The organism is Streptomyces sp. M41(2017), assembly GCF_002078175.1.
Classification (GTDB): Bacteria; Actinomycetota; Actinomycetes; order Streptomycetales; family Streptomycetaceae; genus Streptomyces.
Genome location: NZ_MWFK01000001.1, coordinates 1,699,773 through 1,722,759, shown reverse-complemented (window position 1 = coordinate 1,722,759; position 22,987 = coordinate 1,699,773). Strand labels below are relative to the sequence as shown.

Genomic DNA, 22,987 nt, shown 5'->3' with positions numbered 1-22,987 from the left:
GGCCAGCTTCTCCTCGCGGCGGCGGCTCACAGCGCCTCCTGCAGCTCGTGCGGGATGAGGGTCTGCTCCCAGGGGAGGATGCCGGCGGGCAGGGTGCAGCTGAACGCCGCCGCCTGCATCCGGTCCGCGGGCCGCATCAGCACGCGGGACGCCGCGGTCAGGTTGCGTACGGTCACGCTCGCGTCCGCCAGCTCCTCCATGGTGTCCACGGTGACCGTCAGCATCAGCGAGAACTCCACGAGCCCGGCGCCCGACGCCTCCTCGGCCGCGGTCTGCTCCGCCGCCCGCACCTCGGAGGCCGCGCGGGCCTGGACCATGCCCTTGCCGGACGTCGCCATGAACTGGGCGCTGCGGCGGTCCGCCTCCACGATGCGGGCCGAGGTGGCCGGGTCGATGGGGCGGTAGACCAGGGCGACCCGCTTGCGCCGGGTGCCGGGGGCGGCCTCCAGCATGCCGCGCAGCACCGAGGAGCGGATCGTGCCGCGCGGCGCGAGGGTCAGCAGCCAGGTCCGGGAGACGCCGGAGTCGTGCTGGTAGCTGTTCACGGTCTCGACGGCGGCGGCCGGACCCGCGTCGTCCCACTCCAGGCCCGTGCCGCCCTGCTGGGCACGGGCGTTGAGGACGTCGGCGGCGACCGCGGGGTCGTACGCGACCCGGACGACCTCGGCGATCCGCTCCGCGGACAGCGGGTACGCGGCACCGCCGCCGGCCGCGACGAGTCCGCTGAGCAGACCCGGGATGCGGATGGCGAGATCGGTGATCACGTCGTCCTTCTTGCGCCGCTGACCCGGCGGGACGCCGTAGGTCAGGGTGATGTACGTGTGCATCTCCGAGGACGCGCTCGGGTACCGCTCCACGACCTCCTCCATCACGGCACGGGCGGCCGGCGGGGCGTCGGGGTGGATGCGCGGGAGCACCTCGTGGGCGAGGCGGGTGCCCGGGTCGGGGGCGGTCTCCACGATCACGGAGGCGCCGCGCAGGCCGGGTTCGTGGGACAGCCGGGCCAGCCACTCGCCCCACAGCGCGACCCAGACGTCGACCTGGTCCGGGTCGATGAGCGAACCGCCGTCGGGGTCGCAGCCGAGGACGATCGTGTACAGGTTGCGGACCGGGTGGTGCAGGACACCGAAGGGGCGGTCGTAGGCGTCCCTGCCCTCGGTCGCGGTGACCTTGTTGAGCAGGCCCGGCGGGCGGAACCGGCCGCCGGGACGGGCGGACAGCGGACCGGAGACGTACAGGTGCGCGCCCTTCGCCTTGCGGCGCCACCAGCCCACGCGCAGCGTGATCAGCTGGTAGACGTTGCGGCCGTCCTGGGTGCGGATGGACAGCGGCACCAGGAAGACGACGATCGGGACGAGCACGACCAGCGCCGCGTACAGCGAGATCAGCGACGCGAGCAGGGTGACGATGAGACCGCCGAACACCCCGAAGGTGCCGACGAGTCCGAGCGGTCCGAGCCCCGGTCGCCGTGGCCTGCGCCAGTTTCCGTAGGTCGGATGGGTGGCGGCTTCCGTGGACATGAGTCCGGTTCCCTTCGTGAAGTGATGGGGAGTACGGCAGGCGGTGGGGCGGTCGGGCGGGTGGCGAGGAGGAGACCGCCGGACTCCCAGGGGGGAAGGGAGCCCGGCGGCCGGTCGTGGGGGAGACGCGGGGCGGACGCGTCAGAGGCGTGGTCCGGCCGCCGTCGGCTCCCCGTGCGTCACTTGTTGTTGCCCAGCTCGCCGTCGGCGCCTTCCACGGCGCCGGAGACCGCCGAGCCGGCCACCTGTGCCGCGGCCACCGCCGCGAGCACCGCGACCCCCGCGGGTCCCGCCGCCGCCGCGGCACCGCTGCCCGCGGCTCCGGCACCCGAGGCACCGCCGGCCCGGCCCGCGGCCGCCGCGCCGTTCGCGCCGCCCGATCCGGTCGCGCCGGCCTCGCCGCCCGCACCGGAGGAACCGCCCGAGCCGGACGAACCGCCGGACCCGTTCGCGCCGCCCGTGCCGGACGCACCGCTCGGGCCCACCTGCGCGCCGCCGCCGGAGCTGCCGCCCCGGCCGCCGAGCTGCACCGCGCCACTGGCCAGGTTGGAACCCGCCTGACCCATGCTGGACATCGGGTTGCCGGTGCCCATGGCGGCGGTGGCGGGCACGATCAGCTTCAGCAGGGCGGGCAGCGCGATGGCGGAGAGCAGCATCACGCCGATACCGGCGATACGGGTGTTGATGGTGGCCGCGTCGCCCGAGCCGCTGTTCTGGCCCGAATTGATCATCGCCATGCCCGCGTTGAGGACGAGGGCGACCGCCGGTTTGTAGAGCAGCCAGGCGATCATCCAGCCGACGTGCTTGCGCCACCAGCCGGCGCCCCAGTCCGTCATCGAGGCCGCGGCGGCCAGCGGAAGGGTGCCCAGCAGCAGCATCATGACGCCGAGCCGGATGTACATCAGGATCGTGTGGATGATCCCGGAGATCAGCAGCAGGAACGCGAGGACCAGCAGCAGGAACGACTGGATGCCGCTGCCGTCCGAACAGGCCCCGACGTTGTTCAGCGAATCGCGTACGGCGTTGTTGAACAGGTAGTTGGAGTAGCTGTCGCCCACGGACGCGGCGGCCACCACGACGGTGGTGGCGGCGCCCGAGACGAGCACCACCCGCATGATGCCCTTGAGCGCCGTGCGGCCCGCGTCCCCCTTGCGTTCGATGGCCATGCGGCAGGCGGCGAAGAGCAGCGAGCCGACGGCCAGGTAGACGACGATCCACTGCGTGTCGGCGCTGATGCCCTTCGACGTGTCGGTCTGTTCCAGCGTCGGGACGTTGGTGGTCAGCGCCGCGAACACGGCGACCGCGCCCGCGAGAATGGTCTTCGCGATCAGGTCGACGATCGTGCCGATGGGGTCGCCGAGAAAGCTGAAGAAACCCTTCACCAGGTCGATGACCGGATTTCCGGACGTGCAGTTCACGTCAGACCCCCCAGAGGGTGAAGCCGTTGGTGGTCTGGACCGAGGACACCGGGGAGTGCAGGGACCCGTTGTCGTCGGGCCGCACCTTCCAGTCGCCGCCGCTCCAGCGCAGGGAGATGGTGGTCGCCGCATATCCCTGGGCGCTCTTCAGGAGCAGCCGCACCGTCGCCGCCGACTCCGTGTAGGCGGTCACCGAGAAGCCGACGTACGAGGCGACGGCCGTGCCGTCGCCCTGCCCGTCCGTGTTCGCGACGGTGGCCCGCTGGAACTCGAACATCTCGCGTCCCTGCCCGGCCACCACCTGCTGTTCGGTGACGGTGCGCCAGTGCGATCCGCTCATCTGCGACGGGATGATGTGCGCGGCCAGCGCGGCCCCGGCGGGCGTGTGCGCGTAGCACCACCACAGCGGCCCCTGAATCAGGGTGGGGCCCGCCGAGGCGGAGATCGGCACCCGCGCGACCCCGAGGGTGCGCCAGGTCACGTCCTTGGGCGCGGCCTTGGGCAGTGCGGAACCGGCGCTGTCGTCGGTGCTGCAGCCCTTGGGCCGGCCGTCCTTCGTGGCGGAGACCTGGGACAGGGGCCCTTCGGAGGCCGCGGTGTTCGTACCGTCCGCCTTCGCGCCCGGGCCGGACAACAGGCTGACGATGCCGCCCACCACGACCACGATGCCGATGAACCCCGCCGACAGCTGCCAGCTGCGCTGCTTGTAGTACGGCCCGGTCTCCGCGAGCCGGCGCTCCCTGCGTGTGAACTTCACGACCGGCGCCCGCTTACGCGAAGACGAAGCTGATCAGCGGGCCCGCGGTGGCGACGAGGACACAGCCGCCGAGGACCATGCCGAGCCGGCTCATGTGCTCCGAGCTCTCGCCGCGCTTCACCGAGACGGCCATCATCGCGCCGGTGATGAGCACTCCGGCGACACCGGCGGCGGTGCCGGCCCAGGCGGCTATGCCGAGGACCGTGTTGACCTTGCTGGTCAGCTCACCGGGGGCGTTGCGGGCCGGCTGGGGGACACCGGCGGCGAGGATGTTGGAGGCTTCGTAGAGCAGAGAGGACATGGGGATCTCCGAGGAATCGGCGCCCGGCACGAGCGGTGGGCGACTGGGTGACTGGTGTTGCGCGGGGGTGGTGCGGTCAGGGACCGAGGAGCTGGAGGCTGCCGAGGGCCGCGACGAGCGGCCCGGCGCAGGTCGCGACCAGGCAGCTGAGGGTGACGAAGAAGACGCCGCGGAAGTGCTCGCCGCCCTCGCCGGGGTCGCCGCGGCGCAGCTGGAGCGCCATCTGGATGCCGACGATGATCAGTCCCCCGACCCCGCACGCCGAGGCGCACCAGGCGAGCAGGCCGAGGATCGTGTCGGCACCCACGGGCGGGGTGTACGCGGCGAGGAACCGCGCGTCGAGGAGGGGTGGGGTCATGACACGGCTCCCTCGCCGTAGAGCTCGCCGCCCACCAGCTTGGAGAGCGTGGCGAGTTGCCTGGGGACGGACCTCGGCCGGCCGCCGGTGCGCCAGGCCGGGATCCACGGCACGCGGTGCACGCGGGCGACCGAGCGGAGCACGCGGATACGGCGGAGCAGGCTGAGCGGCAGCCGTCCGGGGGCGTCGGCGACGAGGACCACGCCGAGCAGTTCGAGACCCTGCGGGGCGTTGCCGTCCTTCAGCGCGCCGAGTGCCTGGGAGACGGACTGGAGCCCGCGCGCGCTGGTGCGGCCGACGAGCACGACCCGGCGCGGTTCGCCGCGGGCCGGGTCGGGCCAGCGGGCTCCCACGTCGACGCCGCCGAAGGCCTCGACCATCGAGGTCGCGCCGGATCCGCCGTGGGCCTTCACCCAGCCGACGTCGTCGCGCGATTTCCCGCGGGCGGGCCGGGGCTTCTTGGGCCGGCCCCAGCCGGGCTCGGCGTCGGCGGCCGGAGCAGGCCGCCGCCCGCCGGCCGCCCGCGCCGGGGCGGCCGCGGCCTTGGGGCGCGCGGCGGCCTTCCGGGGTGCGGGTGCGGCGGGGGCGGTCGGCTGCGGGGCCACGGGGGCGGCGGACCGGGCCTGCGCCACGGCCTGTGGCGCGGGTGCCGGCTGCGGGGCGGGGGCGACGTACTGCGCGTCGGCGGCCTGCTGGAACGTGGCCTGAGGCGCGCTCTGGTGAGGATGCCCGTGCTGAACAGGAGCTGATGCGACCGGGGTTGCCGGGGCCTGCGGTCCGCCGGGCCGGACCGGAGCCGCCGGGGCGGGGGCCGCCTGCACAGGAGCCTGCTGTACGGGCGCCGGCTGTGCCTGCGGTGCCACGTGGTGAACGGGGGGCGCCTGGACGGGCTGCGCGTGAACGGGCGCCGCCTGGACGGGGGGCGCCTGGACCGGAGTCGCCTGCGCCGGGGGAGCCTGCACCGGAGCCGCCTGGGCCTGCGGGGCGGCGGGCCCGACAGGGGCCTGCGCCGCGGGAACCCGAGGTGCCCCGTGCGGACCGGCCGGAGCCGCCTGCTGCCCGGCGCCGGGTATCTGCTGCGGGGCCGGGGATGTCGGGTGTGCCGGGAGGACCGGGGCGGCCGGGTTTCCGGCCGGTGCCTGCGGGGCAGCCGGGGAGCCGGCGGGCTCCGCGGCGGTCCCGTCGGCCTCGGGAGCGGGCCGCGCTTCCGGAGGCGTCGGCTGTGGGTTCTTCGGTCCCCGTACCCATGACCCCGGGCCCGACGGCAGTGCCGAAGGAGTGCCCATGTGTGCCCCGCCCCCCTCTTCGCTCGTGAATCCGCTGCTTTGGCTCATCTGGTTTCCACTGGTTTGAACTTCTTTGCTCCGGGCGCCGTTTGGATCTGTCGAGCCCGTCGGACAGCACAACGGGTCATGTGGCCGCAGCGGTTCAAGGTGTGGGGAAGAAGGCGGGCGCCATGAGTGGAGAAGGCGGAGAAGGCGGTGCGTCGACCGCCGTCCGGAACGGCATCATCGCGGGCACCGGTTGCGGCTGCCTGCTGTCGCCGCTCGCCCTGGCCGGCACGCTGGTCGTCGTCGTGATCCTGGGCGGGTTCGGCGTCCTGCTCGCCCCGCTCATCGCGCTCTACCTGCTGTTCCACGGCGGTGGCGGCGATCCCCCCAGCGAGGACACCGCGGACCAGACCCTGAGCATCTTCCAGGGCGACGGCAAGGGACAGCTGGACACCTCGACGGTGCCCGAGGACCTGGTGGACCCCATCCAGAACGCCGGTGAACTGTGCGGCGCGATCGGCCCGATCGTCATCGCCTCGCAGATCGAGAAGGAGTCCGGCTTCAACAAGACCCTCGTCGGCCCGAACGGCGAGGAGGGCATCTCCCAGCTGCCGCCCGAGATCTTCAAGCAGTACGGCAAGGACGACGACGACAACGGCAAGACCTCCGCCCTGGACGCGGAGGACTCGATCATGGCGCAGGGCCGCTACCTGTGCGAGCTGGCCAAACAGGGCCAGCAGTTGATCGACGACGGCGTGATCCAGGAGACCGGCGAGGACGGGACGAGCAACACCTCGCTCGACCTCGCGCTCGCCGCGTACGACGTCGGGATGGACGCGGTCAAGGCGGCCAAGGGCGTTCCGCAGACCAACGAGGCCCAGGGTTATGTCCTCGCGATCCGCGCCCAGTTCGCGAAGTACCAGGGCATCGGCGCGCCGCCCTCGGGCGCCACCCCCGGCGTCACCCCCGACCCGGACGCCACCACGACCGGCCCCGCCGCATGAGGAGGACAGCGATGGCCCACTTCGACGTGTACATCTCCGGTGAGGGGATCGCCGAGATCGACGGACACACCCTGGTCCCCGCGCCGGGCCAGTCCGTGCACGAGGCGGTGCTCGACCGGCTGCAGGCCCACGCGGAGGAGCGCGGCGGCGCCGTCGAGGCGACGGTGTTCGACGGTCCGGACGCGGCCCGGTTCGTCCTCCGGGTCCTCCCGGACGGCTCCAGCCTCGTCCTCGACCCGGACGAGGCCCCCGCACCGCCCCCGGCCGCCGACCCCGGCCCCTCCCGGCACGACACCCCGCCCGCGACGGCGGTTCCGGCCCAGGCACCCGCCCGGGCCGAGCCCGCGCCCGTGGCACAGACCCCGGCACCGGCGCCGGCGGAGTCCGCCCCCGCGATTCCGGCCCCGACGCCCGCGCCGGTCGCCGCCCCGGCCGTGTTCGCATCCCCGGCGCCCGCGCCGGTCGCCGCCCCCGTCGACCTGGTGGCGCCCGCGCCGCTTCCGGCCGCCGTCCCCGAGCGGGCATCCGCCCCCGCGGCCGTCGTCGTGCCGCCGTCCGCCGCGGCCACCGCCTCCGCCGTCGCGACCGCGGTGGCCCGGGCACGGGCCACCGCCGCCGCGCGGGCGGAGGTGCCGGACCCGGCGGCCGTGACCGCGCCCGCCGTACGCACCGACTTCCCGGACTGGCTCACCGAGCGGATCGGCCGGATCAACGGGCTCGCCGCCGCGGGCATGCTCGACGAGGCCTTCGACGACGCGACCGAGCTGCGCGAGGGCCTCACCGAGTCGCTGGGCGCCGAGCATCCGCACGCCGTGGAGGCGCGGGCCGTCGAGGCCTACCTCGCCCACCTGCGTGGCGACCACCGGGAGGCCATCGTGCTGGCCCTCGCGGTGGCCCGGATCCGGTGCCGCGCCCGGGACGGCCGGGCCCCGGCGGAGGTGGCGCGGGCGGCGGCCGCGTGGCAGCAGCTCGACGACGACCGGGCGGTGGTCGCGCACGGCCGTGAACTGCTGCACATGTGGGCCACGTTGGAACGCAACGGTCTGCTGCCCCCGGGATACGCGGCGCTCGTCGGCCAGGTCCGCAAGCAGGTGGAGGCACTGGCGGCCTACGTCTGAGTCACGGAGCGCAAACCTCATCCGTACCTCTGGTCACACCCGTCCCGACCAGCTCGTCCATCGATCCGTACAACCGACGTCAAACGAACGTGGAACACCCCTCGGAACACTCCGTTCCCCGGAAGGACCCGGCTCCTCGTACCCCCCACGGGGCCGGCCATTCCCAAGGAACAGGAGCACACCATGAACGTGACGGTCATCGGATCGGCGAGCGCGGTCTCCGCCGAGGAGCGGGCGCTGCGCGACCTGTATCTGGAACACGGTCCGGCGCTCTACACGTACGTGCTGCGCATGCTCGGCGGGGACACGCACCGTACCGAGGACGTCATCCAGGAGACACTGCTGCGCTGCTGGAACAAGCGGAACCTGGTCGACGACGAGGGGATGGCGGTGCGCCCCTGGATGTTCCGGGTGGCGCGCAACCTCGTCATCGACGGGCACCGGACGCGGATGGCGCGGCCGTTGGAGATCGGCGGTGCCACCTGGCTGAGCGAACTGGGCGCCGAGGTCGACGACATCGAGCAGATGCTGTCGTCGATCGTGGTGCAGGAGGCGCTGGAGAAGCTCACGCCAGCCCACCGTGACGTCATCCGGGCGACGTTCTTCGCGGACCGCACCACCCAGGAGGCCGCGGACGCCCTCGGCATCCCCCAGGGCACGGTCAAGTCCCGGGTGTACTACGCCCTGCGCAGTCTGCGGCTGGCCCTGCGCGACCACGGCGTCGTCGTGGAGGACGCGGACCGGGAGCCGGCGCGGACGGAACGGCGGAGCACCCGGCAGGCACAGGACCCGGCGGCCGAGGACCGGCGGACACAGGACCGCCAGGAACAGGACCGGCAGGCGCCGTCCGGACGACCGGAGCGCGCCGCCGCCTGATCACGCGCCTCCGCTCCCGCTCGTGCCCCCGTCATTCCGGCCCGAGTCGTCCAGACCGCGCAGGGTCTCCCGCAGGTCCGGTGCCTCCGGGTGGCCGGTCTCCTCCAGGAGGGCGAGCGCCCTCCGGAACGCGGCGACCGCCGTGTCCCGGTCGCCCGCGGCGAGGTGCGCGTCCCCCGCGTGCCGCAGGGTGTCGGCCTCCAGGTAGTGGTCGCCGATCTCCCGGTAGAGCGTCACCGCCCGCTCGAAGCGTTCGACCGCCGCGCCGTACTGGCCCAGCTGGTGATGCGCGTATCCGACACTGTCCTGCGCGGCGGCCTCGCCGACCGGGTCGCCGATCTCCTGATGCAGGGCGACGGCCTTCTCGCAGTGTTCCAGCGCCTTGTCGTGCTCGCCGAGCAGGATGTACGTCCAGCCGACCTCGTTCAGGACGATCGCCTCACTGCTCGTGCTGCCCTTCCTCCGGTACAGCTCGCGGGCGTGCGCGTAATGGTCGAGCGAGACGGCGAACCGGCCCTCGCCGTTGGCCTGGTAGGCGAGGCAGCGCCGGGTGCGGGCCTCGCCGAACGCGTCGCCCTCCGCCCGGAACAGCTCCAGCGCGCGGCCGAGGTCGCGGCGGGCCTCCGCGGAGTGCGCGAACCGTGTGTGGAAGAAGCCCAGTCCCCGCAGTGCGTGCGCCTCGCCGGTCCGGTCGCCGACGGCACGGGCGGCGCGCAGCGCGGCACTGTTGATCTCCATCAGGTCGTGCCAGAAGCCGAGCCGGTCGAAGTAGAGGTCGAGGCCCACCGCGGTGCGCCAGGCGTGGTCCTCGTGGCCGTGCGCGGCGGCCTGCTCGACGACCGCGCGCAGCACGTGCCGCTCGGCGCGCAGCCAGTTCATGGCCTGCTTGCGGCCGGTGAACCGCAAGGGCCCGCTGTCCGTTGTGCTGGACGGCAGGGGGAGGGTCTCGCGCAGCGGACCGATGGTCGCGGAGGCGTTGTGGGTGGTGTGCAGATAGTGGTCGTGCAGGCGCAGCAGCGCCGCCGCGCGCCGCTCCGCGCCGTCCTCGGCGTCGGCCAGTTCCCCCGCGTAGGCGCGCAGCAGGTCGTGGAAGGCGTAGCGGCCGGGCGCGTGTTCGCCGAGCAGGCTGGCCCCGGTGAGCTCGCCCAGCCGGGCGCGGACCGTGCGGGCCGGCTCGGCGGCCAGGGCCGCGGCCGCGGCGGTGCCGATGTCGGGCCCCGGGTGCAGGGAGAGCCGGCGGAAGAGCTCCGCCGCCGGCTGCGACAGCGCGTGGTACGACCAGGAGAAGACGGCGCGTACGTCCGTGCGGGCGTCGCCGCCGGTGAAGGCGTCCAGGCTGCCGTGGTTCTCGCGGAGTTCCGCGGCGATGTCCGCGAGCCGGAACCCGGGGTGGTGGGCGGCCCGCGCGGCCACGATGGCGAGGGCCAGCGGCAGCCGGGCGCACAGCTCGACGATGGCGTCGGCGGCCCGCGGTTCCGCCGCCACCCGGGAGGGGCCGAGGCGGCGGGCCAGCATGGCGCGTGCCTCGTCACCGGTGAGCGGACCGAGGGTCAGCGGATGGGCGCCGTGTCCCGCCACCAGGCCGGTCAGCCGGCTGCGGCTGGTGACGATGACCAGGCAGCCCGGGGTGCCGGGCAGCAGCGGCCGTATCTGCTCGGTGTCGCGGGCGTTGTCGAGCACGATCAGCACGCGGCGGCGGGCGAGGACGCTGCGGTACAGGGCGGCCTGCGCGTCGAGCCCTTCGGGGACGGCCTGCGGGGCCACGCCGAGCGCCACGAGGAAGGTCTCCAGCGCCTCGGAGGGGTGCATCACGGAGCCGCCCTGGGTGTATCCGCGCAGGTTGACGTAGAGGCTTCCGTCGGGGAAGCGGTGGGCGGCCCGGTGCGCCCAGTGGACGGCCAGCGTGGTCTTGCCGGCCCCCGCCATGCCGTTGATGAGGCCGATCACGGCCTTGTCGGGGTGGTCGGCGGGGGGCAGCAGCGCCTCCACGAGCCCGAGTTCGGCCTCCCGTCCGGTGAACAGTGCGAGATCGGCCGGGAGTTGGGACGGATGGACGGCTCCCCTGGCCCGTACGGGCTCGGCCCCTTCGCGGTCGTCCGCGGGTCCCGCGTCCGCGTCTGCCACGTCGGCGGAGGTCGCGGAGGCCGCGGTGACGGAGGTGACGGGGGCCGGGGCCGGCACGGGCGGCGGCGACAGGTCCGGCTCGCCGGTGAGCAGCCGTGCGTGGGCGGCGCGCAGGGACGGGCCGGGTTCGATGCCGAGTTCGTCCACCAGGGTGCGGCGGGTGCGTGCGTAGATCTCCAGGGCCTCGGCCCGCCGACCGCACCGGTACAGGGCGACCAGCAGCAGTTCGCACACCGCCTCGCGCAGCGGCTGCGCGTCCCGCAGCGCCTTCAGCTCCGGCAACACCGCCTCGTGGCGGCCGAGTTCGAGTTCCACCCGCAGCCGGTACTCCTGGGTGCCCAGCCGCCGTTCGGCCAGCCGTGTCCGTTCGGCACGGGCGAAGGGGCCGGGGACACCGCCCAGCGCCGGGCCCTGCCACGCGGCGAGCGCGCCGCCGAGCAGCCGGGCCGCCGCACGGCTGTCGCCCGCGGCGCGGCGCCGTTCGGCCTGCGCGAGGCTCTCCTCGAACACGCCGAGGTCGCTGGTGATCCCCTCGGTGCGCAGGGCGTATCCGTCGCCGACGGACACCACGAGCCGGGGTGGAGCGCCCGCCGGCCGGGCGGGCTCCAGCACCTTGCGCAGCCGGGACGCGTAGGTGCGCAGCATCGGGACGGCGCCCGACGGCGGGGTGCGGCCCCAGACGCCGTCGACGAGTTCACCGACGCCGGCCGCGCGTCCACCGCGCAGCAGCAGCACCGCCAGCACCGCCCGCTGCTGCGGCGGACCGAGCACCAGCTCCGTCCCGCCCCGCCAGGCCCGCAGCGGGCCCAGTAAGGAAAAACGCAGATCTTCCGCACCACCCGTAACACTCACACCACCGGAGAGTAGCGAGCCACTGTTACGAACACTCTTACGAACGTGAGATTCGTGTGTTCGAGGCGTATACGGGGCGCGACGCCGGGGTCGCGCGATCCGGAGCGGCTGGTTCCCGATGACGCCGGAACGCCGGTCACATAAGGGACACTACTGGCATGGCTGAAGCTGACCATGCGCGGTGAGCGAGTTGTCCACAGGGTGTGGACATATGTGCGCGTCGCCCCCGGCACGTACATCTGGCTGGCGATCCTGTTCATCACCACCGTCGCGATGCATCACATGTCTCCGGATTTCGAAGCGGACTTCCTGCGGCAGCGCTCGACGAACCTGCACGAGCTGTCGAGCAACCCGGTGCGCGTGCTGATCGCCAGCGCGATGTGGATCGACGGCGGACGCTGGCTGCCGTACGCCGTGCTCTACACCGTCTTCCAGGCACCCGCCGAACGCTGGCTCGGCACCGCGCGCTGGCTCGCCGTGAACGCCGCCGCGCACGTACTGTCCACGCTGATCAGCGAGGGTGCGCTGCTCTGGGCGATCCGGCACGGCGTGGCGCCGCACTCCGAGGCCGACACCCTCGACATCGGGGTGAGCTACGCCCTCGCGGGCGTCGTCGGCGTGCTCACCTACCGGATCGCGGCACCCTGGCGGTACGCGTACCTGGTGATCGTCCTGGCCGTCTACGGGATCCCGTTCGCCACCGGGCGCACCTTCACCGATCTCGGGCATTTCACCTCCGTACTCATCGGTCTCGCCTGTTATCCGCTGGTCAGAGGGCGGGGAAAAGCATGGAATCCGAAGGAGACAGTGAGCGCGTTCAGGGGTTAACGTCCCGCTCATGAGCAGCTCGGCAGGCAGCGCCGTGAACGGCGGCATCTCCTTCTGGTACGCGGACGACGGCTTCCCCGCCCCCCGGGAACCGCTGCCCGGCGACGCGACCGCCGACGTCGTCGTGGTCGGCGGCGGCTACACCGGACTGTGGACCGCGTACTACCTGAAGAAGGCCGCGCCCTTCCTGCGGGTGACCGTCCTGGAGCAGAAGTTCTGCGGCTACGGCGCCTCCGGGCGCAACGGCGGCTGGCTCTACAACGGCATCGCGGGCCGTGACCGGTACGCGAAGCTGCACGGCAAGGAGGCGGCCACCCGTCTCCAGCAGGCCATGAACGACACCGTGGACGAGGTCGTCCGGGTGGCCGCCGAGGAGGGCGTCGAGGCGGACGTCCACCAGGGCGGTGTCCTCGAAGTGGCCTACACACCGGCCCAGTTGGCCCGGCTCAAGGCCTTCCACGCGCACGAGCTGTCGTACGGCGAGAAGGACCGTGAGCTGTACGGCGCGAAGGAGACGGCCGAGCGGATCCGGGTCGCCGACGCGGTCGGCTCGACCTGGACACCGCACGGCGCCCGGCTCCACCCGGTCAAACTGGTCAAGGGCCTCGCCGCCGCGGCCGAGGCCCTCGGCGTGACCATCCACGAGCAGACCCCCGTGACGGAGATCCGCCCCAAGCACGCGGTCACGCCCTACGGCACCGTCCGCGCCCCCTACATCCTGCGGTGCACCGAGGGATTCACCGCGAACCTCAAGGGCCAGAAGCGCACCTGGCTGCCGATGAACTCCTCGATGATCGCGACGGAGCCGCTGAGCGACGAGCAGTGGGCGGCCATCGGCTGGGAGGGCCGGGAGACCCTCGGCGACATGGCGCACGCCTACATGTACGCCCAGCGCACCGCCGACGGCCGTATCGCGCTCGGCGGACGCGGCGTCCCGTACCGCTTCGGCTCGCGCACCGACAACGACGGCCGCACGCAGCAGGCCACCATCGACGCCCTGTACGAGATCCTCGTGCGGCTCTTCCCGCCGCTGACCGGCGTGCGCGTGGCCCATGCCTGGTCCGGCGTCCTCGGTGTCCCGCGCGACTGGTGCGCGACGGTCACCCTGGACCGCTCGACGGGCCTCGGCTGGGCCGGCGGATACGTCGGCTCCGGCGTCGCCACCACCAACCTGGCCGCCCGCACCCTGCGCGACCTCGTGCAGCAGGACTCCGGCCAGGCGGGTGCCACCGAGCTGACCGGCCTGCCCTGGGTCAACCACGCGGTCCGCAAGTGGGAACCGGAACCGTTCCGCTGGATCGGCGTGCACGGCATGTACGCCACCTACCGCACCGCCGACCGGCGCGAACTGACCACCCACAGCGCGGAGTCGTCCCGGCTCGCGCAACTGGCGGACCGGGTGGCCGGCCGGCACTGAGACCCGGCCGCGCCGACCCCGCCGGCGGTCAGACCACGGGCTCCGGGACCGGTGAGTCCGCGGTGGTGTGCTTCGGCGGCTTGGCCGTCACCATGAGGCCCGCGATCAGGCCCGCCGCCAGCATGATGCCGACGGCCCACCAGATGGCCACCGTGTAGCCGTGCACGACGCCCTCGCGCACGATCAGGTCCTTCTGGGCGGGGTTGCGGAGATGGGCGGCGACGTAGGCCGTGGTGCTGGTGGTGGCGATCGTGTTCAGCAGGGCCGTACCGATGGAACCGCCGACCTGCTGCGAGGTGTTGACCGTCGCGGAGGTCACGCCCGAGTCCTGCGGGGCGACCCCGGCGGTGGCCGTGGCGAAGACCGGCATGAAGGTCAGGCCCATCCCGAGACCCAGCAGGAGCAGGCCCGGCAGCACTTCTCCGGTGTAGTCGGACTCCACGGTGAGCTGGGTGAAGAACAGCATGCCGCCCGCCGCGAGGATCATGCCCGGCACCATCAGCATCCGCGGCGCCAGATGCGGCAGCAGCCGCGCCGAGATCTGCGTCGAGCCGATGATGATGGCGACGGTCAGCGGGAGGAACGCGAGACCGGTCTTCACCGGCGAGTACCCGAGGATGACCTGGAGGTAGTAGGTCATGAAGAGGAACACGCCGAACATGCCGATGACCGCCAGGCCCATCGTCAGGAAGCAGCCCGCGCGGTTGCGGTCCTTGATGATGTGCAGCGGCAACAGCGGGCTCGGGGCCCTCTTCTGCCACCACACGAACGCGGCCAGCATCGCGACACCGCCGATGAGCAGGGTCAGCACCACCGGGTCCGACCAGCCGCGCGGCTCCGCCTCGCTGAACCCGTAGACGATCGCGACCAGTCCGCCGCAGCCGAGGATCGCACCGGGCACGTCCAGCCGGACGTTCTTGTGGCCGGGCCGGTCGTGCAGCAGCCCGAAGGCGCCGAACACCGCGATGATCGCGATGGGGATGTTGACGTAGAGGCACCAGCGCCAGTTCAGGTACTCCGTCAGCAGGCCGCCCGCGATGAAGCCGATCGCCGAGCCCGAGCCGGCCAGCGCACCGTAGATGCCGAAGGCCTTGCCGCGCTCCTTCGGGTCGGTGAACGTCGTCGTCAGCAGCGAGAGGGCGGAGGGCGCCAGCAGCGCCGCGAACGCGCCCTGGAGCGCGCGGGCACCGAAGAGCATGGCGGACGTCGTCGCCGCGCCGCCGAGCGCCGAGGCACCGGCGAAGCCGATCAGGCCGATGATGAAGGTCCGTTTGCGTCCGACGAGGTCCGCGACCCGTCCGCCGAGCAGCAACAGGCCGCCGAACGCCAGCGTGTAGGCCGTGATGACCCACTGCCGGTTGCCGTCGGACATGTGCAGGGCGCTCTGCGCCGAGGGAAGCGCGATGTTCACGATCGTCGCGTCCAGCACGACCATCAGCTGCGCGAGAGCGATGATCACCAACGCCCACCAACGGTGGGTGTCCTGCCCTGCGGGGACACTGGGTTCGCCTGTCCGGGTGGCACTCACCCGCTCAGAAGACCATGGATCGGTACGGGTCGCATCTCCGGACGGGAGGGCCTCGTGGGACGCCTTTCCCGGGCTCGTCGTCACGGCTCCAGCACCACCTTCCCGATCGTCGCCCTGCTTTCCAGGGCACGGTGCGCGGCCGCCGCCTCCGCCAGCGGGAAGCGGGTCACGGCCGGGCTGAGCCGCCCGGACGCGGCCTGCGCGAGAGCCCGAAGCTCCAGGGTCCGTACGGGATCGGGGCCGCCCGCCCGCCGCAGCATCACGGGCCCGAGCACCTGCTCGGACACCCCCTCGACCAGGTAGGGGGAGCCGTCCCGGATGCCCTCGCCCGACCACCCGAAGACCACGTGCCGGCCACCCGGTCCGAGCAGCGCGACGGCCTCCCGGGCGACCCCGCCGCCGACGCCGTCGAACACGACCGTCGCCGGCCGGCCGCCGAGCTGTGCGCGGACCTTCTCCGACCAGCTCGGCTCGGTGTAGTCGACGGCGTGGTCCGCGCCGTTTTCGCGGACCCGGGCCACCTTCGCGGGGCCGCCCGCGAGACCGATCACGGTCGCGCCCCGGTGGTGCGCGTACTGCACGAGCAGGGTGCCGATGCCGCCGGCCGCCGCGGGCACCACGACCACGTCGGCGGGCCCCGGCTCGGCGAACTGCACGATCCCCATCGCGGTGCGGCCGGTTCCGATCATGGCGACGGCCTGTGCGAAGTCCAGGTTCTCCGGGATGTCGTGGACGCGGTCGACGTCGGTGACGGCCAGTTCGGCGTAGCCGCCGGGCGCGAAGCCGAGGTGGGCGACGACCCGGCGGCCGAGCCAGAGCGCCGCGACGCCCTCGCCGAGGGACTCCACGGTCCCGGCCACCTCCCGTCCGGGGATCGTCGGCAGGACGGTCGGACCGGGTGCCGGACCGCCCCGCATGCCCTCGCGCAGGGCCGCGTCCAGGAGGTGGACCCCGGCGGCGGCCACGGCGATCCGCACCTGCCCCGGCCCCGGCACGGGGTCGTCGACGCGCTCGTGGACAAGGTGATCGGCGGGCCCGAAGGTGTGCAGTCGGATGGCGTGCATCGGAACTCCTCAAGAAGGTCGCAGGGCGGACGAGGGCGGGCACGGCGCGTTCGTGCCGTGCCGTGCCGTCGACGGGGGCTCGGCAGCCCGGAAGCCCGGAGGCCGGCAACCCGGAAGGCGGGAGCCGTCTGTCGTCGGGTTCACCACTCTCCGACCTCAAGCTCGCTTGAGGTCAAGGCGCTCGCGGATGCGCAGGGCCAGCGCCACCGCCTCCAGCGCGCTGTTGAAGGACACCTCGGAGAGCACACCGGGAGCGGCCACCTGGTCGCCGACGAGATAGACGCCGTCCCCGCGGTCGATGGAGGGCCGGTCCCGCCAGCTCGTGCCGGGCGGATCGACCGCGCCCGTACGCCCGCTCGCCACCGACTCGCGCCGCCAGGTGACCCGTTCGCGCCAGCCCTCGAAGGCGAGGTCGAGCAGGTGCTCGGCGCGCGCCACCCCGTCGGCCCCCGACTCCTCCGGAGCGATCGGGATCTGCCCCTGGAGGAGCTGCTCGCCGGCCGGGGCGAGCGTGCGGTCCCGCGCCGTGAACCGTTCGATCCAGCCCGGCGCGTCCAGGTCGGAGACGGCGAACGCGTCACCGCGCCGGCTCGTCAGCGCCAGGTCGATCAGCGCGGTACGGCCGCTCGGCCAGGTCAGCGAGGCGTCCCCGAGCAGACGCCGGGCCGAGGCGAGCGAGGTCGCGACGACGACCGGTCCCCTGCCCACGGGCAGCCGGTCCACCCGGGCCAGCGTCTCCATCCGCACGCCGAGGTTCCAGGCCCGGCCCGCCATCCGGTCGATGATGTTGGCCCAGCCGCCCCGCGGGCAGTTCGCCTCCGGGGGCAGTCGCATGGCCCGGCGCAGCCGCTCCTGCACGAACGCGGCGGACAGCGATCCGGGGTCGTGGTGGAAGAGGGCGACGGCCGCGTAGTTGGCGGCGGCCCGCGCACCCTCCGCTCCGGCCTGCCCGGTCGCCCAGGCCATGAAGTCCACGTCCTCGGGGGCCTGTTGGCAGGAGCGCCGGAGCAGCTTGAGCATCGCGAAGGGCGGGGTGCGGCGCAGCGCGCCCTTGTGGTGCAGCCGCAGCCGGGCGGCCTCGCGGGCCGGTACCGGCGCGAGCGGTCCGATCAGGTCCCGCTGCTTCAGCCACGTCCAGTGCGGTCCCGCGCTGTACAGGGCGTGCGGGCCCTCGTTGGTCCGGTAGGGGCCCTCGGCGGTCCCGGCCCGCCCGCCGAGGGTGTGGTGCGCTTCGTGGACGGTGACGCTCGCGCCGGCCTCTGCGGCGGTGATCGCGGCGGTCAGTCCGGCGAAGCCGCCGCCGATGACGGTGATGCGGTCCATGGCTGGAGGTCTCCTCGTGCTCGGGGTCCGAGAGGGCTCTGACAGCGGGCCTTCCTGTGAAGAGGACCGATCGGGGGCCCCGGAATGTGACATGGGCCGGGTTCGCGCAGGCCAGGGCTTTTGTCAGTGGGGGAGGGCAGGATGGGGGCATGGCGAGGAGAGTTGCGGGCGGGTCCGGTGCGAAGGCGTCCGGCGGGGGAGTCAAGGCGGCCAGGCGGCCCGAGCTGCGGCTGCCCGCGCTGGAGCCGTTCGAGGGCGGGGAGTTGGAGCCGGACGGCGACTATGACGGGCTGGAGTTCAAGGACACGGACTTCGCCGGGCAGGACGGCGGGGGAGCCCGCTTCATGGACTGCGCGCTGACGGGGTGCGCGCTGGACGAGACACGGCTGCACCACGCGCGCGTGCTGGACTCGGTCCTGACGGGGATAAGGGGTGTAGGCACCGACCTCGCCGAGGCGATGCTGCGGGACGTCGAGGTGGTCGACGCCCGCCTCGGGGGCGTGCAGCTGCACGGCTCCGTGCTGGAGCGGGTGGTGGTGCGCGGCGGGAAGATCGACTATCTGAACCTGCGCACGGCGCGGCTGAAGGACGTCGTCTTCGAGGGCTGCGTCCTGGTCGAGCCGGACTTCGGGGGCGCGCGCCTGGAGCGGGTGGAGTTCGTGGACTGCGTCCTGAAGGGCGCGGACCTCACCGGGGCGACGCTGACGGACGTGGATCTGCGGTCCGCGGCGGAGCTGGACATCGCACGGGGCGTGGACCGGCTGGCGGGCGCGGTCATCGGCACGGCCCAGCTGCTCGACCTGGCACCGGTACTGGCCGCCGCACTGGGCGTCCGGGTGGAAGGTCCCTAGGAGACGCGGGGGAAGCGGGCCTGGAGGGTCCAGATCGCCGGGTTCTCGGCGAGGTCGTCGTGCAGGTCGGTCAGATCGGCCAGCAGGTCGTGCAGGAAGTCACGGGCCTCGCGGCGCAGCGCGGTGAACGAGAAGGTCAGCGGCTCCTCCTCGCGCCGCATCCAGTCGGCCTCGATGTCCACCCACCCGAAGCGGCGCTCGAAGAGCATGCGGTCGGTCGACTCGGTGAAGTCCAGCTCCGCCTGCTGGGGCCGGGAGGCCCGGCTGCCGAGCGGGTCACGGTCGAGCTGCTCGACGATGTCGCACAACGCCCAGGCGAAGTCGAGCACCGGCACCCATCCCCACGCCGTGGACACCTCGCGGTCCGCCTTGGTGTCGGCGAGGTAGACGTCCCCGCAGAAGAGGTCGTGCCGCAGCGCACGGACGTCCGCGCGGCGGTAGTCGGTCTGCGGCGGATCGGGGAAACGGTTGGACAGGGCATAACCAATGTCGAGCACGTAGAGATGGTGCCACGCCCCCCAGCCCCCGAACGCCGGCGATGTTTCAGGGCCACGGGGAACGGCGCCCCCGGCCCCCACCGGCGGGGGCGCAGCCCCGGGAACGCGGGGGGCTGTCCAGGGGCGCGGGGAACGGCGCACCGGGCCCCCACCGGCGGCCGGGCGAATCGACGACAGTGCGCAGGGGTGGGGGCGCAGCCCCGGGAACGCGGGGGGTTGTAAAGGGGCGCGGGGAACTGCGCGCCGGGCCCCCACCGGCGGGCGGGTGAATCGACGACGGTGCGCAGGGGCGGGGGCGCAGCCCCGGGAACGCGGGGGGTTGTAAAGGGGCGCGGGGAACTGCGCGCCGGGCCCCCACCGGCGGGCGGGCGATTCGACGACGGTGCGCAGGGGTGGGGGCGCAGCCCCGGGAACGCGGGGGGTTGTAAAGGGGCGCGGGGAACTGCGCGACAAGCCCCCACCGGCGGCCGGGCGAATCGACGACGGTGCGCAGGGGTGGGGGCGCAGCCCCGGGGACGTCGGTCGCCGCGCGGCCCCCGACCCCCCGGCCCCCTAGGATCACGAACGTGCCCCGACCCCTCGGCATCACCCCCCTCACCCTGGCCCGCTCCCTCTGCCTCACCCTCGTCCTCGGCCTCACCGCCTGCGGCGGAGAAGGCGTGCACGGCAAGCCCGGCGCGGCCGGTGTCCACGACCCGTACTTCCCGAAGTCGGGCAACGGCGGCTACGACGTCACGCACTACGGCCTGACCCTGTCCTACGACCCCCGCGGCAAGCGCCTCTCGGGGACGGCCGACATCACCGCGCGGAGCCTCCAGAACCTCAGCGCCTTCCACCTCGACCTGCTGGGCATGAACGTCTCCGACGTCACCGTCGAGGGGCGGAAGGCCCGTTGGAGCCGCGCCGGGCAGGAACTGACCGTCCGCCCCGCCGACGACCTCGACAAGGGGCGCACCTTCCACGCGACCGTCCGCTACTCCGGCAGCCCCCGGACGATCACCGATCCGGACGGCTCCGAGGAAGGCTGGCTGCGCACCGCCGACGGCGCCCTCGGCCTCGGCGAGCCGACGGGTTCGATGGCCTGGTTCCCCGGCGACCACCACCCCTCCGACAAGGCGTCCTACGACGTACGCGTGAGCGTCCCCGAGGGCCTCCAGGCCGTATCCAACGGGGAGTTGAGGAGTGAGACGACCAGCGGGGGCCGTACCACCTACGCCTGGCACACGGCCGAACCGATGGCGAGCTATGTCGCCACCCTCGCGATCGGCCACTACGACATCACCCGCTCGACGACGAAGAAGGGGCTGCCCGTCTACGTGGCGGTCGACCCCACCCAGGCCAAGGCGAGCAGAAAGGTGCTCGCGGGCATCCCCGGGATCATCGACTGGGAGGCGTACAACTTCGGTCCGTACCCCTTCTCGTCCACCGGCGCGATCGTGGACCGCGCCGACGACGCCGGCTACGCCCTGGAGACCCAGAACCGCCCCGTCTTCCCCGGCGCCCCCGACACCGCGACCCTCGTCCACGAACTGGCCCACCAGTGGTTCGGCGACTCGGTCACTCCGAAGTCCTGGCGCGACATGTGGCTCAACGAGGGATTCGCCACCTACGCCGAGTGGCTGTGGCAGGAGGACCACGACGGCGAGAGCGCCGACGAGATCTTCCACGCGCTCTACAAGGGCGACTACTACGAACCGGCCGACAACAGCCAGATCTGGGCCTTCCCGCCCGCCGACCCGCCGGACGCCGCGCACATCTCCGACCCGCCCGTCTACTACCGGGGCGCGATGGTCCTGCACAAGATCCGCCGACTGGTCGGCGACGACGCCTTCTACGACATCGTCCAGGGCTGGGCCGCCACGTACCGCCACCGGAACGCCGACACCGCCGACTTCACCGCCTACGTCGAGAAGTCGGCGCCGGACAAGGACTTCAGCGGGATCTGGGACCACTGGCTGCACGGAGAGGGCCGGCCGGACCACCCGTGAGCGCGGCGGACACGCGAGGAGCCCCCGGCCGGCGGCCGGGGGCTCCTCACGTCGTGCGTCGGGATCAGACGTTGACGCCGAAGTCCTGCGCGATGCCGACGAGGCCCGAGGCGTAGCCCTGGCCGACGGCGCGGAACTTCCACTCCGCGCCGTTGCGGTAGAGCTCGCCGAAGACCATGGCGGTCTCGGTCGCCGCGTCCTCGGAGAGGTCGTAGCGGGCGATCTCGGCACCGCCGGCCTGGTTCACGATGCGGATGTACGCGTTGCGGACCTGGCCGAAGTTCTGCGAGCGGGTCTCCGCGTCGTAGATCGAGACCGGGAAGACGATCTTCTCGACGTCGGCGGGCAGGCCCGCCAGGTTGACGTTGATCGCCTCGTCGTCGCCCGCGCCCTCGCCCGTCCGGTTGTCACCGGTGTGGACGATGGTCTGGTCCGGGGTCTGCTTGTTGTTGAAGAAGATGAAGTGGGCCTCCGAGTAGACCTTGCCCTCGGGGTTGACCGCGATGGCCGAGGCGTCGAGGTCGAAGTCGGTGCCCGTGGTGGTGCGGACATCCCAGCCGAGGCCCACGGTGACGGCGGTCAGGCCCGGAGCCTCCTTGGTGAGCGAGACGTTGCCACCCTTGGACAGGCTTACAGCCATTGTTGGGAGTCCCTTCCCTCGTTGCGTACGGGCTTCGTACTGAGGACGAAGCTACCGTCACCTCTATGAACGCCAAGGGGGGTCCCATAGGTTCCGCCTGTCTTTACTTTCTTTGCCAAAGTGTCCCGGGGCACTCGAACGGCCGCTGAAAACGGGGTGACGCGGACCGGCCGGGCACGGGACCATGGACCCATGTCCGGTCCCTATGTCATCCGCGGCTCCGTCTCCCTGCCCGAGGCCGAGCTGATGTGGCGTTTCTCGCGCTCCGGCGGTCCGGGCGGGCAGCACGTCAACACCAGCGACTCGCAGGTCGAGCTGCGCTTCGACCTCGCGAACACCGAGGCACTGCCGCCCGTGTGGAAGGACCGCGCGCTCGCCAGGCTGGAGGGGCGCCTCGTGGACGGGGTCGTCAGCGTCCGGTCCTCCGAGCACCGTTCCCAGTGGCGCAACCGCGAGACGGCCGCCGTGCGCCTCGCCTCGCTGCTCGCCGAGGCGACCGCCCCGCCGCCCAAGCCGCGCCGCGCCACCCGCATCCCGCGGGGCATCAACGAACGGCGGCTGCGCGAGAAGAAGCAGCGCTCCGACACCAAGCGCGGCCGCACCGGACGCGACTGGGGATGACTGAGGACGACTGAGGACGACTGAGGACGACTGGGGATAGAGCCGGGGCCGCGCGGGGCCGCCGGGTCCGTCAGCCCAGGTGCCGGTAGCGGCCCTTGAAGTAGGTCAGCGGGCCGCCGTCCTCGCTCGGCACCCGGGCGGTCAGGACGCGGCCGATGACGAGGACGTGGTCGCCCGCGGTCACCCGCTGCTCGGTGCGGCACTCCAGCGTGGCCAGCGAGCCGCCCACCAGCAGAGCACCGGACGCCTCGCCGCGCACGTACGGGATGTCCTCGAACAGGAGCCGGTCGCTGATGCGGCCCTTCATCGCGAAGCGGCCCGCGATGTGACGCTGGCTCTCCGAGAGCACGGACACCCCCCACAGAGGCTGTTCGTCGAGCAGATCGTCCATCCGGGAGCCCTCGCGCAGGCTGACCATGACGAGCGGCGGGTCCAGGGACACGGACATGAAGGCCGTCGCGGTCATGCCGACGTCCTCGCCGCGCGGCCCGTCGGCGGCCAGCGCGGGCTCGTACGCGGTCACCAGGACCACACCCGCGGCCAGCCGGGACATGGCGGCGCGGAACTCGTCGTTGCTCACCCCCTCAGCATGCACGGGCGAGGTGGGCGGAGCGGCAGGGGGAGTCGTGAG

At 73.0% G+C, this 22,987-nt stretch carries 20 protein-coding genes and 1 pseudogene; 8 read left to right on the top strand and 13 right to left on the bottom strand.

Going from position 1 to position 22,987, the window contains the following annotated elements; genetic code table 11:
• Positions 1-26 precede the first annotated feature (26 nt).
• The 6 genes from B0675_RS07495 to B0675_RS42420 all read right to left on the bottom strand — a co-directional run bounded on the left by B0675_RS07495 (position 27) and on the right by B0675_RS42420 (position 5,217).
• Positions 27-1,520: an SCO6880 family protein gene (locus B0675_RS07495; protein ID WP_081217976.1), complete on the bottom strand. Its 1,494-nt coding sequence runs from the start codon at positions 1,518-1,520 to the stop codon at positions 27-29.
• 179 nt (positions 1,521-1,699) lie between these two features.
• Entirely contained in the window at positions 1,700-2,938 is a 1,239-nt protein-coding gene (locus B0675_RS07490; RefSeq protein ID WP_081217974.1) for a hypothetical protein, read from the bottom strand.
• A 1-nt stretch (position 2,939) separates the two neighbouring features.
• A complete protein-coding gene (locus tag B0675_RS07485) occupies positions 2,940-3,695 on the bottom strand; it encodes a hypothetical protein (RefSeq protein WP_081217971.1) in 756 nt (251 codons plus the stop codon).
• 13 nt (positions 3,696-3,708) lie between these two features.
• On the bottom strand, positions 3,709-3,996 hold the full coding sequence (locus B0675_RS07480; protein ID WP_081217968.1) for a hypothetical protein: 288 nt from the start codon (positions 3,994-3,996) through the stop codon (positions 3,709-3,711).
• A 76-nt stretch (positions 3,997-4,072) separates the two neighbouring features.
• Positions 4,073-4,354, bottom strand: a complete 282-nt coding sequence (locus B0675_RS07475; RefSeq protein WP_081217966.1) for a hypothetical protein — start codon at positions 4,352-4,354, stop codon at positions 4,073-4,075.
• Entirely contained in the window at positions 4,351-5,217 is an 867-nt protein-coding gene (locus B0675_RS42420) for a hypothetical protein (protein WP_277624565.1), read from the bottom strand. Before B0675_RS42420 ends, B0675_RS07475 begins: the two co-directional genes overlap by 4 nt.
• A gap of 593 nt (positions 5,218-5,810) precedes the next feature.
• On the opposite strand from B0675_RS42420, the gene B0675_RS07465 reads away from it, so the two are divergent.
• From B0675_RS07465 to B0675_RS07455, 3 genes and pseudogenes are all read left to right on the top strand, one after another.
• Positions 5,811-6,629, top strand: coding sequence for a transglycosylase SLT domain-containing protein (locus B0675_RS07465; protein ID WP_081217960.1), 819 nt, complete (start codon positions 5,811-5,813; stop codon positions 6,627-6,629).
• Positions 6,630-6,640: 11 nt separating this feature from the next.
• Positions 6,641-7,747 (top strand): hypothetical protein, encoded by a 1,107-nt coding sequence (locus B0675_RS07460; protein WP_081217957.1) that lies wholly within the window; start codon positions 6,641-6,643, stop codon positions 7,745-7,747.
• A 183-nt stretch (positions 7,748-7,930) separates the two neighbouring features.
• A pseudogene (locus B0675_RS07455) lies at positions 7,931-8,470 on the top strand (sigma-70 family RNA polymerase sigma factor); the annotation flags it as partial.
• 153 nt (positions 8,471-8,623) lie between these two features.
• Here B0675_RS07455 and B0675_RS07450 read toward each other — a convergent pair.
• The gene (locus B0675_RS07450) at positions 8,624-11,518 is read right to left on the bottom strand and encodes a BTAD domain-containing putative transcriptional regulator (protein WP_241539718.1); all 2,895 of its coding nucleotides are present in this window, start codon (positions 11,516-11,518) and stop codon (positions 8,624-8,626) included.
• A gap of 255 nt (positions 11,519-11,773) precedes the next feature.
• Between B0675_RS07450 and B0675_RS07445 the strand changes: the two genes are divergently transcribed.
• Both B0675_RS07445 and B0675_RS07440 read left to right on the top strand, forming a co-directional pair.
• Complete coding sequence (locus B0675_RS07445) at positions 11,774-12,427, top strand: rhomboid-like protein (protein ID WP_107482577.1); 654 nt, start codon at positions 11,774-11,776, stop codon at positions 12,425-12,427.
• A gap of 10 nt (positions 12,428-12,437) precedes the next feature.
• Entirely contained in the window at positions 12,438-13,844 is a 1,407-nt protein-coding gene (locus B0675_RS07440; RefSeq protein WP_179165262.1) for an FAD-dependent oxidoreductase, read from the top strand.
• A gap of 28 nt (positions 13,845-13,872) precedes the next feature.
• Here the strand turns inward: B0675_RS07440 and B0675_RS07435 are convergent, their stop codons facing one another.
• From B0675_RS07435 to B0675_RS07425, 3 genes are all read right to left on the bottom strand, one after another.
• Positions 13,873-15,372, bottom strand: a complete 1,500-nt coding sequence (locus B0675_RS07435) for an MFS transporter (RefSeq protein ID WP_081217950.1) — start codon at positions 15,370-15,372, stop codon at positions 13,873-13,875.
• An 80-nt stretch (positions 15,373-15,452) separates the two neighbouring features.
• Positions 15,453-16,436 carry a zinc-binding dehydrogenase gene (locus B0675_RS07430; RefSeq protein ID WP_081217949.1) on the bottom strand — a complete coding sequence of 328 codons (984 nt, stop codon included), beginning with the start codon at positions 16,434-16,436 and terminating at the stop codon, positions 15,453-15,455.
• A 156-nt stretch (positions 16,437-16,592) separates the two neighbouring features.
• Positions 16,593-17,759 (bottom strand): NAD(P)-binding protein, encoded by a 1,167-nt coding sequence (locus B0675_RS07425; RefSeq protein WP_081217948.1) that lies wholly within the window; start codon positions 17,757-17,759, stop codon positions 16,593-16,595.
• A gap of 149 nt (positions 17,760-17,908) precedes the next feature.
• Between B0675_RS07425 and B0675_RS07420 the strand changes: the two genes are divergently transcribed.
• On the top strand, positions 17,909-18,610 hold the full coding sequence (locus B0675_RS07420) for a pentapeptide repeat-containing protein (protein ID WP_107482576.1): 702 nt from the start codon (positions 17,909-17,911) through the stop codon (positions 18,608-18,610).
• Here B0675_RS07420 and B0675_RS07415 read toward each other — a convergent pair.
• Entirely contained in the window at positions 18,607-19,107 is a 501-nt protein-coding gene (locus B0675_RS07415) for a hypothetical protein (protein WP_081217946.1), read from the bottom strand. The genes B0675_RS07420 and B0675_RS07415 overlap by 4 nt on opposite strands.
• Before the next feature lie 584 nt (positions 19,108-19,691).
• Between B0675_RS07415 and B0675_RS07410 the strand changes: the two genes are divergently transcribed.
• On the top strand, positions 19,692-21,095 hold the full coding sequence (locus tag B0675_RS07410) for a M1 family metallopeptidase (RefSeq protein WP_241539909.1): 1,404 nt from the start codon (positions 19,692-19,694) through the stop codon (positions 21,093-21,095).
• Between the two features lie 64 nt (positions 21,096-21,159).
• Here B0675_RS07410 and B0675_RS07405 read toward each other — a convergent pair whose 3' ends face one another.
• On the bottom strand, positions 21,160-21,735 hold the full coding sequence (locus B0675_RS07405) for a TerD family protein (RefSeq protein WP_081217944.1): 576 nt from the start codon (positions 21,733-21,735) through the stop codon (positions 21,160-21,162).
• Positions 21,736-21,927: 192 nt separating this feature from the next.
• On the opposite strand from B0675_RS07405, the gene arfB reads away from it, so the two are divergent.
• The gene (gene arfB, locus B0675_RS07400; RefSeq protein ID WP_081217943.1) at positions 21,928-22,356 is read left to right on the top strand and encodes an alternative ribosome rescue aminoacyl-tRNA hydrolase ArfB; all 429 of its coding nucleotides are present in this window, start codon (positions 21,928-21,930) and stop codon (positions 22,354-22,356) included.
• Positions 22,357-22,426: 70 nt separating this feature from the next.
• Here arfB and B0675_RS07395 read toward each other — a convergent pair whose 3' ends face one another.
• Positions 22,427-22,909 carry a flavin reductase family protein gene (locus B0675_RS07395; protein WP_164372129.1) on the bottom strand — a complete coding sequence of 161 codons (483 nt, stop codon included), beginning with the start codon at positions 22,907-22,909 and terminating at the stop codon, positions 22,427-22,429.
• Positions 22,910-22,987 lie beyond the last annotated feature (78 nt).

What these genes read in the sequence shown, in the direction of transcription:
- B0675_RS07495 (WP_081217976.1), bottom strand. Translation starts at nt 1,520, where the DNA reads ATGTCCACGGAAGCCGCCACCCATCCGACCTACGGAAACTGGCGCAGG.
- B0675_RS07480 (WP_081217968.1), bottom strand. Translation starts at nt 3,996, where the DNA reads ATGTCCTCTCTGCTCTACGAAGCCTCCAACATCCTCGCCGCCGGTGTC.
- B0675_RS07475 (WP_081217966.1), bottom strand. Translation starts at nt 4,354, where the DNA reads ATGACCCCACCCCTCCTCGACGCGCGGTTCCTCGCCGCGTACACCCCG.
- B0675_RS07465 (WP_081217960.1), top strand. Translation starts at nt 5,811, where the DNA reads ATGAGTGGAGAAGGCGGAGAAGGCGGTGCGTCGACCGCCGTCCGGAAC.
- B0675_RS07460 (WP_081217957.1), top strand. Translation starts at nt 6,641, where the DNA reads ATGGCCCACTTCGACGTGTACATCTCCGGTGAGGGGATCGCCGAGATC.
- B0675_RS07445 (WP_107482577.1), top strand. Translation starts at nt 11,774, where the DNA reads ATGCGCGGTGAGCGAGTTGTCCACAGGGTGTGGACATATGTGCGCGTC.
- B0675_RS07440 (WP_179165262.1), top strand. Translation starts at nt 12,438, where the DNA reads ATGAGCAGCTCGGCAGGCAGCGCCGTGAACGGCGGCATCTCCTTCTGG.
- B0675_RS07430 (WP_081217949.1), bottom strand. Translation starts at nt 16,436, where the DNA reads ATGCACGCCATCCGACTGCACACCTTCGGGCCCGCCGATCACCTTGTC.
- B0675_RS07425 (WP_081217948.1), bottom strand. Translation starts at nt 17,759, where the DNA reads ATGGACCGCATCACCGTCATCGGCGGCGGCTTCGCCGGACTGACCGCC.
- B0675_RS07420 (WP_107482576.1), top strand. Translation starts at nt 17,909, where the DNA reads ATGGCGAGGAGAGTTGCGGGCGGGTCCGGTGCGAAGGCGTCCGGCGGG.
- B0675_RS07405 (WP_081217944.1), bottom strand. Translation starts at nt 21,735, where the DNA reads ATGGCTGTAAGCCTGTCCAAGGGTGGCAACGTCTCGCTCACCAAGGAG.
- arfB (WP_081217943.1), top strand. Translation starts at nt 21,928, where the DNA reads ATGTCCGGTCCCTATGTCATCCGCGGCTCCGTCTCCCTGCCCGAGGCC.
- B0675_RS07395 (WP_164372129.1), bottom strand. Translation starts at nt 22,909, where the DNA reads ATGTCCCGGCTGGCCGCGGGTGTGGTCCTGGTGACCGCGTACGAGCCC.